Source organism: uncultured Pseudomonas sp. (assembly GCF_943846705.1).
Taxonomy (GTDB): Bacteria; Pseudomonadota; Gammaproteobacteria; order Pseudomonadales; family Pseudomonadaceae; genus Aquipseudomonas.
Window position 1 is genome coordinate 229,575 of the sequence record NZ_OX044366.1, and the last position, 11,713, is coordinate 241,287.

Below are 11,713 nucleotides of genomic sequence, written 5' to 3' on the forward strand. Positions count from 1 at the left end.
GGATTACACGCTAACCCGCGCACTGATCAAAAAACATACAACTCGCGCAAAGCCGCGCCTAATAAGGCCTGCAAGCAGGCATACCAGAGTTATGAACAACTCTACCCACAGTAGTCGTGGACAACTTCGTCGGCGCCCCACCAATGCCCCCTGAATAACCCAGCCAAGCTGTTGTTTATACGATAAATAATCAACTGATCAAAAAACATACAACTGTCGCTAACGGCCACACGACTAGACCCGCACGCGCCTACGCCCACCTTATCCACAGAACGCCCCACAGTCTTTGTGCACAACTCACAACAAGCTGACGTGCGCTGTGCATAACGCCATAAGCGGCTTCTGCCTATGAGCCCTATCGAGACAATCAACACCCCAACCACTGAGCATCGGCATAACCTCGCCTACCCCCATCAAGGAGATACCCCATGCCGCTCAATGACCTGTTACGCAGCTTGCTTGCCGCTTATGCCTGCGGGGCCAGTGGCAGCAGCCGCGACTAACCGACACCGGCGATATTTTTCGTGCGCGGCGGCAAACCTGGGCGGACTGCCTATGGCTGAGGCGGGCTGACTCACGTATAAATTTGCGCACGCTTGCCTGCGGCGCTCGCAGCGCGATGCCCCTTGAACAGCGCAGAAAGGAACCCTTCCCATGGCCGGAGCCAGCCTGTTAACCCTGCTCGATGATATCGCCGCCGTGCTCGACGACGTGGCGCTAATGACCAAGGTCGCGGCGAAGAAAACCGCGGGGGTGCTCGGCGATGATCTGGCGCTGAATGCCCAACAGGTCAGCGGTGTGCGCGCCGAGCGGGAGCTACCGGTGGTCTGGGCGGTGGCCAAGGGCTCGTTCAAAAACAAGCTGATTCTGGTGCCCGCAGCCCTGTTGATTAGCGCCTTCATACCCTGGGCGGTGACGCCGTTATTGATGTTCGGTGGCGCCTTTCTCTGTTACGAGGGCTTTGAAAAGCTCGCGCACAAATTCCTGCACAACAAAGGCGAGGATCAGGCCAAGCACACAGAGCTGCTGCAGGCCGTGGCAGACCCGGCAGTGGATATGCTGGCATTCGAGAGGGACAAGGTTAAAGGTGCAATCCGCACTGACTTTATTCTCTCGGCGGAAATCATCGCCATCACCCTCGGCACCGTGGCCCTGGCCAGTTTTGGCAAGCAGGTCGCAGTGCTGTCCGGCATCGCCATCCTGATGACGGTCGGGGTTTATGGTCTGGTGGCGGGCATCGTCAAACTGGATGACGCCGGCCTATACCTCAGCCATCACGGCGGTGAGGGCTTGGCCGGGCGCCTGCAACGTAGCCTCGGCCGCGGCATCCTGCTTACCGCGCCGTACATGATGAAGGGCCTGTCGGTTCTTGGCACCGCGGCAATGTTTATGGTCGGGGGCGGCATTCTCACCCACGGTATTCATACGGCGCAGCTGTGGATTGATCAGTTGGCGCTCAGTGTTGCCGCCAGCAGCGGTCTGCTCGCCGCCCTGTTGCCGACCCTGCTCAACGCCATCGCCGGAGTCATTGCCGGAGCCGTCGCGCTGCTGTTGGTCAGCCTGGCAACGCGCCTGTGGAAAACCCTAAAGCCGGCGAAGACCTCGGCTTAATCCAGCCTCTGCAGCTCAGGCTTTGCCGCTGGGCATAGAAGGCTGGTCGCCCAACGAGGCTCTCAGCAATCCCCAGGCAGACTGGCGATCCAGCGCTGCAGCACGTCAACACCCTCGGCATGCACGCTGGAGCGGCCCAGCTCCGGCATCATCACGCTCGGGTCGACACTTTCCAACCGGTAGATCAGCACCGATTTTTCTGGCTGCCCCGGATGAATATCCACCAGCCGCCCGCCCGAACCTTTGCCCGCTGCTACCGGCTGCTTGCACAGGCCATAGCTGATACCGATGGCCGTGGCCGGATCGAGCAGCAGGCCCGAGGTACGTCCTGGCCCGGTGGGGTTGTGGCAGTGGCTGCAATTGGCATCCAGGTAACTGCGTGCCTGCTTTTCCAGGCTCTCGCCTGGACGCGGCGTCGGCCACAGGGCGTTCTGCGGCACGCCCTGCAAGTCCGCCGGCAAACCTTGGAGACGGCCCTGCTGCTGCCAGTGCTGCAACTGATTGTGCGTGCCCTCGGCGTAGCTGAAGCTTTTGTTCAGCTGCCGCGCTTTCGGCCCTAGCGGGTTAACGCCTTGCCCCGCGCGCTCCTCATGGCAACCGGCGCACTGATTGGCGTCCGGCACTTGATAGCTGACGGGCTGAGTCTGGCCCTGGGCATCCAGCAGACGCAATTCGCGGCTGTCGCCCGCCCATTCCAGGTGCGCCTCCTGTTGCTGCTCATCCCACACATAGGGCAGCGCCACCCAGCCACCCTGCTGTTTGAGCAGGAGGCGCGTTTCTATCAGTTGCACCCGTGCCAGTTCCAAACCACGTTGCGGGTCGCGGTCATCCTGCTCGTTGAGCAGCAAACGGCCCTGCGCATCCTTGGGGTAGTAGAAGGTTTTGCTCAGCACGGTACCCAACGGGTACTCGACGTGCTCCTCGTGATATGTCGCCGCCGCACCTGCTGGCATCCACACACTGCGCAGCTTGTGCGCATAGTCGGTAAACAACGGGGTATTCAGGTCATAGGGCAGCGCGTCGGCAATCGGCGCAATAAAGCCATCCGCGCGCTGCAACAGGCCCCACCCACTTAGTTTCTCCGGGTAGCTGTCACCGTGCGGCAGGTACAGCGCGGCAGGCTGTTGCTCGCAGCCGGCGAGGAGCAACAACAGCAACCCCAACAACACACGGCGCATCAAGCCCCCTCGTTGGCTTCAGCCGAAGCCAGCTTGACCGCCGGCAACGGCGGCAGGCTGCAGCGGTAGTTGGCCATCTCGGTGCTGATGTTCTGGTAGTTGTTCGGCCCGTCGACGTTGATCATCCCCGCCTCGCCGTTATTGATGCAGATCGCCCGCTCGGCTGGCAGCTTGCCATCCACCAGAATGTCGAGATTGACGTAGCCGTCCCAGAGGATGTCCGGCAGGCGGCCATTCAAACCGAACTGGCTGACCTTGAGCGCCTTCAATTCCAGATGGTCCGGGCTATCGCCTGCCGGGCCAAAACGGTTGCCGTGGATATGGATGCCTTCGGGGTAGGGGTCGAAATTCTCGGCGGTGGAAAGGTCGGTGTAACCAGTGCTGAAGTAGCTGCTGATGATCACGTTGGCAGTCTTGTGCTCACCAATATCGTTGTCGAACACCTCGACATCATCATTGGAGTTGATCACCACGCCGGAACCGGCCGGCACACTGGCCACAGGAGTGCCCTTGTGGCCGAAGTTCGTGTGGTTGTTACCTTCGATCGTGTTACGGAATACCCGCGTCACCCGCCCGGCCTGCGGCAGGTTGGGCATGTTGAACACCAATATGCCGCCGGTGTTGCCGGTGGCGATGTTGTCATACACGTCGGCGTCCACGGTGTTCTCGATCTCGATACCGGCGACGTTGCGCTCGGCGCGGCTGTTGCGCACCACCACGTTGCGCGACTGGCCGACATAAATACCGGCGTCCGACGCGCCGATGGCCACTACGCCATCGATCAGGGTGTTTTCGGTTTGCACCGGGTAGATGCCGTAGGCACCGTTCTCGGTGGCCGGGCCGTTGGTCCATTCGGTGCGCACGCGGCGAATGATGATGTTCTTGCCGCCCACCACTTTCAGCGAATCACCCTGGGTGTCTTCGAAGGCGATGTCTTCAATGGTGAAGTCCGAGGCATCCACCAACAGCCCTTCAGCCCCGGACTTCTGCCCCTTGAAGCTGAGAATGGTCTTATCCATGCCCGCGCCCTTGATGGTCACCCCACTGACTTTCAGGCTCAGGCTGCGATCAAGCTGATAGATGCCCGCCGGTATTTCAATCACGCTGCCGGGCTTGGCCTTGATCAATTGGGTTTGCAGGTCTTTCTGGAAATCCAGATTGGCCAGCGGCGCGGGCTCTTCGCCACACGCGGCAAACAACACGGACAGGGCAAGCAAGGAAAGCGGGGCAAGGCGCATGGCAATCTCCAGCGTATTTCTTATTAGATGGAACGATAGTACCAATTAATCAGAAAAAGCCAACCCGCCCCCGTCACTCCAAGCCCTGCACGCGCAATAAGCCAACCTACGCAGAGCGTCACGCATCCGTTACCATCGCCAGCAATTAAGCGAAGAGATGCGGCATGTATATCTATCGACTGGTGCTGATCCTGGTGGTGGGGATCTATCTGTTTTCCCCCGCCATCATGGACTGGTGGATCGACCCCAATGGGGCCTGGTACCGCCCCTACCTGCTGTGGCTGATTCTGATCGTGGTGACCTTTATCCTGCAGAGTCAGCAAGATGCCGATGAACTCTGACGCCCTGCGGCGCACCCCATGCCTGCCTCTTAATCTATTCGCCGAGCCAACCTGATGCTGACAAGCTTTAGCCTGAGCCAGCTGATCCTGATCAGTGCGGCCTACCTTCTTATTTTGTTCGGCGTCGCCTGGATCAGTGAACACGGCCTGATTCCGCGCTGGATCATTCGCCACCCGCTGACCTACATCCTGTCGCTTGGCGTGTATGCTAGTGCCTGGGCCTTCTACGGCACAGTGGGCCTGGCTTATCAGTATGGCTATGGCTTCCTCGCCAGCTACCTGGGGGTCTCCGGGGCCTTTCTGCTGGCACCGGTGCTGCTCTATCCGATCCTGAAGATTACCCGCACCTACCAACTGTCATCCCTGGCCGACCTGTTCGCCTTCCGCTTTCGCAGCACCTGGGCCGGCGCCCTCACCACCCTGTTTATGTTGGTCGGTGTGCTGCCGCTGCTGGCGCTGCAGATTCAAGCGGTGGCCGACTCCATTGGCATTCTCACCCGCGAGCCAGTGCAGGAGCGCGTGGCACTGGCCTATTGCGGGCTGATTATTCTGTTCACCATCCTCTTCGGCGCGCGGCATATCGCCACCCGCGAGAAGCATGAGGGTCTGGTGTTTGCCATCGCCTTCGAGTCGGTGGTCAAGCTGGTGGCGATCAGCATCATCGGCCTGTACGCGCTATACGGCGTGTTCGACGGCCCGCAGGACCTGCAGTCCTGGCTGGTGCAGAACCAGGCCTCACTGGCCAACCTGCATACGCCCTTGCAGGAAGGCCCCTGGCGCACCCTGTTGCTGGTGTTTTTCGCCTCGGCCATCGTCATGCCGCACATGTACCACATGACCTTCACCGAGAACCTCAACCCGCGCGCCATGGTCAGCGCCAGCTGGGGCCTGCCGCTGTTCCTGCTGCTGATGAGCCTGGCGGTGCCGTTGATCCTCTGGGCCGGGCTAAAGCTCGGCGCCACCACCAACCCGGAATACTTCACCCTCGGCGTCGGCATCGCGGTCAACAACCAGACTCTGGCACTGATTGCCTATGTCGGCGGGCTGTCGGCCTCCAGCGGGCTTATCATCGTCACGACCCTGGCGCTGTCGGGCATGGTGCTTAACCATGTGGTGCTGCCGCTGTATCAACCGCCGGCGGAGGGCAATATCTACCGCTGGCTGAAATGGACCCGCCGAGCGCTGATCCTGCTGGTGATCATGGCCGGCTACGGCTTCTATCTGTTGCTCGGGGCCGAACAGGACCTGGCCAACCTCGGCATTGTCGCCTTCGTCGCCACCCTGCAGTTCTTGCCCGGCGTGCTCTCGGTGCTGTACTGGCCGACGGCCAACCGCAAAGGTTTTATCGCCGGCTTGCTGGCAGGGATCGGCGTGTGGGTGGTGAGCATGCTGCTGCCGATGCTCGGCAACCTGCAAGGGCTGTACCTGCCCTGGTTCAACGTCATCTATGTGCTGGATGACAGCAGCTGGCACATGGCGGCCATCGGCTCACTGGCGGCTAACGTGCTGGTGTTCACCCTGGTGTCGCTGTTCACCGAAGCCAGCACAGAAGAGAAAAGCGCCGCTGAAGCCTGCGCGGTGGATAACGTGCGGCGCCCGCAACGCCGTGAGCTGCTGGCCGCCTCACCGCAGGAGTTTGCCGCGCAGCTGGCCAAGCCGCTCGGCGCAAAAACCGCCCAGCATGAAGTCGAGCAGGCGCTGCGCGACCTGCATTTGCCGTTCGACGAGGGTCGCCCCTACGCCCTGCGTCGCCTGCGTGACCGCATTGAGGCCAACCTCTCCGGGTTGATGGGTCCCAGCGTGGCCCAGGACATAGTCGAGACTTTCCTGCCGTATAAAGCCGGCAGCGAAACCTACGTTAGCGAAGACATCCACTTTATTGAGAACCGCCTAGAGGACTACCACTCGCGCCTCACCGGCCTCGCCGCCGAGCTCGACACCCTGCGTCGCTATCACCGCCAGACCCTGCAGGAACTGCCCATGGGCGTCTGCTCGCTGGCCAAGGATCAGGAGATCCTGATGTGGAACAAGGCCATGGAAGAGCTCACCGAAATCCCCGCGCAGCGCGTGGTTGGCTCACGCCTGGGCACCTTGGGCGAACCGTGGCGCGCCCTGCTGCAAAATTTTATCGAACTACCGGACGAGCACCTGCACAAGCAAAGCCTGGCCCTCGACGGCCAGACCCGCTGGCTCAACCTGCACAAGGCCGCCATCGACGAGCCCCTGGCCCCCGGTAACAGCGGCCTGGTGCTGCTGGTTGAAGACCTCACCGAGACGCAGCTGCTCGAAGACAAACTGGTGCACTCCGAACGCCTGGCGTCCATCGGCCGCCTGGCTGCCGGTGTGGCCCACGAGATCGGTAACCCGATCACCGGCATCGCCTGCCTGGCGCAAAACCTGCGCGAAGAGCGCGAAGATGACGCCGAGCTGACCGAGATCAGCGAGCAAATTATCGAGCAGACCAAACGCGTGTCGCGCATTGTTCAGTCACTGATGAGCTTTGCCCATTCCGGTAGCCACCAGAACAGCGATGAGCCGGTTTGCCTGGCTCAGGTCGCCCAGGACGCCATTGCCCTCCTGGCCCTCAATCGGCAGAGCATCGACGTGCAATTTTTCAACCTCTGCGACTCCGACCACTGGGTAGTCGGTGACCCGCAGCGCCTGGCTCAGGTGCTGATCAATCTATTGTCTAACGCCCGTGACGCCTCGCCGCCCAACAGCGCGATTCGGATTAAGAGCGAGGCATTCGAGCACACCATCAACCTGATCGTCGAAGACGAAGGCACAGGCATTCCCAAGGCGATTATCGACCGCCTGTTTGAGCCTTTTTTCACCACCAAAGAAGTGGGTAAGGGCACCGGTCTTGGCCTCGCTCTGGTCTATTCGATCGTGGAAGAGCATTATGGACAAATAACAATCGACAGCCCGGCCGACCCCGAGCTACAACGCGGCACCCGCATCAGGGTCAGCCTGCCGAGGCATGTCGAGGCGACGTCCCTAGCGACCTAAACCAGCTAACTGAGAGCATGCCTGCCAGGCCCTTAGCCCAGCGGCATGCCCCGAGACCGTCGAGAGACCAAATTAATGCCTCATATTTTGATCGTCGAAGACGAAACTATTATCCGCTCTGCATTGCGCCGCCTGCTTGAGCGCAATCAGTACGAAGTCAGCGAAGCCGGCTCGGTGCAGGAAGCCCAAGAGCGCTTCAGCATCCCCAGCTTCGACCTGATCGTCAGCGACCTGCGCCTGCCGGGCGCCCCTGGCACCGAGATGATCAAGCTCGGTCAAGGCACGCCCGTGCTGATCATGACCAGCTACGCCAGCCTGCGCTCGGCCGTCGACTCGATGAAAATGGGCGCAGTCGATTACATCGCCAAACCCTTCGACCACGACGAAATGCTCCAGGCCGTGGCGCGCATCCTGCGTGATTTCCAGCAGACCAAAAGCGCCCCCGCCCCTGCAGCGGCCAGCGCAAAAGCCGGCACCGACAAAGCCGTGGACAACAGCAACGGCGAGATCGGCATCATCGGTTCCTGTGCCGCGATGCAGGAGCTGTACAGCAAGATCCGCAAGGTCGCGCCCACTGACTCCAATGTACTGATCCAGGGCGAGTCCGGCACCGGTAAAGAACTGGTGGCCCGCGCCCTGCACAACCTCTCGCGCCGCGCCAAAGCACCACTGATTTCGGTGAACTGCGCGGCCATCCCGGAGTCGCTGATCGAGTCCGAATTGTTCGGCCACGAAAAAGGCGCCTTCACCGGGGCCAGCGCCGGTCGCGCCGGCCTGGTGGAAGCGGCTGATGGCGGCACCTTGTTCCTCGATGAAATCGGTGAGCTGCCGCTAGAGGCGCAGGCACGCCTACTCCGTGTGCTGCAGGAAGGCGAGATTCGCCGTGTGGGCTCGGTGCAGTCGCAGAAGGTTGATGTGCGCTTGATTGCCGCGACCCACCGCGACCTGAAAAGCCTGTCGAAAGTCGGCCAGTTCCGCGAAGACCTGTATTACCGCCTGCACGTAATCGCCCTGAAGCTGCCGCCGCTGAGGGAGCGTGGGGCCGACGTGATTGAGATCGCCCGCGCCTTCCTGATTCGCCAGAGCACACGCCAACACCGCCTCGACCTGAGCTTTGCCTCAGACGCCGAACAGGCTATCCGTCACTACCCCTGGCCGGGGAACGTGCGCGAACTGGAGAACGCCATTGAGCGTGCGGTGATTCTCTGCGAGGGCAACAGTATTTCTGCCGAGTTGCTGGGCATCGATATCGAACTGGATGACCTTGAGGACGATTTCAGCGGCCTGCCCGGGCAAGGTGGCGGCCTGGGGCATGAATCCAGCGAACCCACCGAAGACCTGTCACTGGAAGACTACTTCCAACACTTCGTGTTGGAGCATCAGGACCACATGACCGAGACCGAGCTGGCCCGCAAACTCGGCATCAGCCGCAAGTGCCTGTGGGAGCGCCGCCAACGCTTGGGTATTCCACGTCGCAAGTCTTCGGGCGCCACCGCAGATTAGCGCGCTGACCTGGGTGACAGATGCGGGCGCAAGAGGTTCCACCATCTGTTACCCATTCAACACTTAGTAACAAAAGCCGGGTCTTATGGTAACGAGAGCCCGGCTTTTTTATACCTCCCAGCCACTCACCAAGCCGCTCAACACCTTGAATTTAAAGGGTTTACGAAAACTGGCACGGGTTCTGCTTTAGTACTGATACAAAAATAATAACAAGCATGTTCCAAACCTAATAAAAATAAGACGTACCGACTCCAGCACAATAAAAACAACAACGCGGAGGCGCAGCTAACTGATTCTTTTGGAAAGGAATTGCCTTTGGGGTTCGCCCCAAAACCAGGCCGAGAACGATAAAACTGCCCTAAGGCAGCGCCAGAACTGGTTGGGTCACTGTGTGATCATGGCAGCGTCAGTATCCAAAGCAATACGTTTGCTCTTAACTCCCAACTTGGGAGAGCTTCCAAAAGTCACTGACTGGATGGAACGGGTAAATCAACAAAAACAACAAGCCCGCCATAATAATAAAAACAGAGCACGCACCAATTTGGGGGGGAGCTTCGGCTCCCCCAGTAGCTTCAAACTCCCCGCCTGCAACAGTCTCCTGCCGTTTCCTGCACCAAACCCCAACTCAATGCTAAAATCCGCGCCATTCCTGCGGCCGGCATATACTCTGGCCAGTCATTTCGTCAAACAGTGCCTCCCATGCTGAAAAAGCTGTTCAAGTCCTTTCGCACCCCCACCCTCCGTGGCAAACACTCGCATAGCACGCCCGAAGTGCTGAGTAGCAGCCAACACCCGATCGAACGCGGCGAAATCAGCCGTTACGCCATCAGCGTGGTTGAGCGCCTGCAGCAGGCCGGCTACCAAGCGTATTTGGTCGGCGGTTGCGTTCGCGATCTGCTGCTGGATATCGAACCCAAGGATTTCGACGTAGCCACCAGTGCCACCCCGGAGCAGGTGCGTGCCGAATTCCGCAACGCCCGGGTAATCGGCCGCCGCTTCAAGCTGGTGCATGTGCATTTCGGCCGCGAGATCATCGAGACGGCGACCTTCCGTGCCAACCACCCCGAAGGCGATGAGGAAGAGAACAGCAACCTGTCTTCGCGCAACGAGAGTGGGCGGATTCTGCGCGACAACGTGTACGGCAGCCTGGAAGACGACGCCCAGCGTCGCGACTTCACCATCAATGCGCTGTACTACGACCCCGTCACTGAACGCATTCTCGATTACGCCAATGGCGTACACGACATCCGCAACCACTTGATCCGTCTGATTGGCGACCCGACTCAGCGCTACCAGGAAGACCCGGTGCGCATGCTGCGGGCAGTGCGCTTCGCCGCCAAGCTGGATTTCGACATTGAAAAACACAGCGCCGCGCCTATCTATAAACTGGCTCCACTGCTCGGTGGTATTCCCCCTGCGCGCCTGTTCGATGAAGTGCTGAAGCTGTTTCTCGCCGGTTATGCGCTGTACACCTACGAACTGCTGGTCGACTACGGCCTGTTCGGCCAACTGTTCCCGGCCAGCGCTGACGCACTGAAAAGCAACCCGGACTACACCGACCAGTTGATCCGCAACGCCCTCGACAGCACTGACCTGCGCATCCATCAGGGCAAAACAGTCACCCCGGCGTTCCTCCTCGCCGCGCTGCTCTGGCCAGCCCTACCAGCCCGTGTGATCAAACTGCAGGATCGCGGCATGCCGCCAATCCCGGCGATGCAGGAAGCAGCTCACGAACTGATCAGCGAGCAATGCCTGCGAATCGCCGTGCCCAAGCGCTTCACCATGCCCATTCGCGAAATCTGGGACATGCAGGAGCGCCTGCCACGGCGCAGCGGCAAACGCGCCGACACCCTGCTGGAAAACCCACGCTTCCGGGCCGGCTATGACTTCCTTCTGCTGCGTGAAAGCGCCGGTGAACAAACCGGTGGCCTCGGCGACTGGTGGACGCGTTATCAGGACGTCAGTGATAGCGAGCGGCGCAACATGATCCGCGACCTCAGCAGCAAAGACGATGCCTCCGGCGCACCCCGTAAACGCAAGCGCAGCAACAGCAAGCGCAAGCGCGGCCCCGCAGGTGACGGCAGCAACTCCGCCGCGGGTGAATGATGGAACGCGTGTATATCGGCCTGGGCAGTAACCTAGCGACCCCGCACGCGCAACTGCGCAGCGCGCTGGCCGCTCTGGCCGCGCTGCCGCAAACCCATCTAGTTAGGCAATCATCGTTCTACGCCAGCGACCCGCTGGGCCCGGCGGATCAGCCGCGCTACGTCAACGCGGTGGCCGCGCTGGACACCGCCCTCAGCCCGCTGGCTTTGCTCGATGCGCTGCAAACCATCGAGCGCGAGCAAGGCCGCACGCGCAAAGCTGAGCGCTGGGGGCCACGCACCCTCGACCTGGATATCTTGCTGTTCGGTGAACGCCAACTGGATGAGCCACGCCTCACCGTGCCGCACTACCACATGCATGCCCGCGCCTTTGTCCTCTATCCGCTGGCCGAGATCGCCCCCGCACTGCAGCTGCCGGATGGTCGCACCTTGAACGAGCTACTCACGGCCTGCCCTTTTGTCGGCCTGGAGCGGCTAGACGAGACACCGCCAACCCTAGAACAACCCAACGTCGGCTAGACCGCATCATATTGCCACCGCGCCGCTGCCCTGACACCGAGCAGGGCAACTTGCAGTAACGCCAGTAACAAGCCGGTAACACCTGCAATTGACTTCGAGTCCACCCATCAGGACTATAGGCGTCCCGTTGCCCGGCACCGGTGCAATTTGCGGCCAATGCAGGCCACTTGAAGCAGCACAACTGCTGACTGAACGCCTGAGCGAGGACA

At 60.7% G+C, this 11,713-nt stretch carries 8 protein-coding genes; 6 read left to right on the plus strand and 2 right to left on the minus strand.

The window, feature by feature from the left end:
* The first annotated feature begins 654 nt into the window (after positions 1-654).
* Positions 655-1,611, plus strand: coding sequence for a DUF808 domain-containing protein (locus Q0V31_RS01140; protein ID WP_298183344.1), 957 nt, complete (start codon positions 655-657; stop codon positions 1,609-1,611).
* A 62-nt stretch (positions 1,612-1,673) separates the two neighbouring features.
* Here the strand turns inward: Q0V31_RS01140 and Q0V31_RS01145 are convergent, their stop codons facing one another.
* Together Q0V31_RS01145 and Q0V31_RS01150 are read right to left on the minus strand one after the other, a co-directional pair.
* Entirely contained in the window at positions 1,674-2,789 is a 1,116-nt protein-coding gene (locus tag Q0V31_RS01145) for an SO2930 family diheme c-type cytochrome (protein ID WP_298183346.1), read from the minus strand.
* A complete protein-coding gene (locus Q0V31_RS01150; protein WP_298183349.1) occupies positions 2,789-4,027 on the minus strand; it encodes a parallel beta-helix domain-containing protein in 1,239 nt (412 codons plus the stop codon). Before Q0V31_RS01150 ends, Q0V31_RS01145 begins: the two co-directional genes overlap by 1 nt.
* Positions 4,028-4,191: 164 nt before the next feature.
* On the opposite strand from Q0V31_RS01150, the gene Q0V31_RS01155 reads away from it, so the two are divergent.
* The 5 genes from Q0V31_RS01155 (at position 4,192) to folK (ending at position 11,504) form a co-directional block, all read left to right on the plus strand.
* The gene (locus tag Q0V31_RS01155; RefSeq protein ID WP_090243806.1) at positions 4,192-4,368 is read left to right on the plus strand and encodes a hypothetical protein; all 177 of its coding nucleotides are present in this window, start codon (positions 4,192-4,194) and stop codon (positions 4,366-4,368) included.
* Positions 4,369-4,422: 54 nt separating this feature from the next.
* Complete coding sequence (locus Q0V31_RS01160) at positions 4,423-7,377, plus strand: sensor histidine kinase (RefSeq protein ID WP_298183352.1); 2,955 nt, start codon at positions 4,423-4,425, stop codon at positions 7,375-7,377.
* 75 nt (positions 7,378-7,452) lie between these two features.
* Positions 7,453-8,880 (plus strand): sigma-54 dependent transcriptional regulator, encoded by a 1,428-nt coding sequence (locus Q0V31_RS01165; protein ID WP_298183357.1) that lies wholly within the window; start codon positions 7,453-7,455, stop codon positions 8,878-8,880.
* A 699-nt stretch (positions 8,881-9,579) separates the two neighbouring features.
* Positions 9,580-10,986 (plus strand): polynucleotide adenylyltransferase PcnB, encoded by a 1,407-nt coding sequence (locus Q0V31_RS01170; protein WP_298183368.1) that lies wholly within the window; start codon positions 9,580-9,582, stop codon positions 10,984-10,986.
* Complete coding sequence (gene folK, locus Q0V31_RS01175) at positions 10,986-11,504, plus strand: 2-amino-4-hydroxy-6-hydroxymethyldihydropteridine diphosphokinase (RefSeq protein WP_298183380.1); 519 nt, start codon at positions 10,986-10,988, stop codon at positions 11,502-11,504. Before Q0V31_RS01170 ends, folK begins: the two co-directional genes overlap by 1 nt.
* Positions 11,505-11,713: the final 209 nt, after the last annotated feature.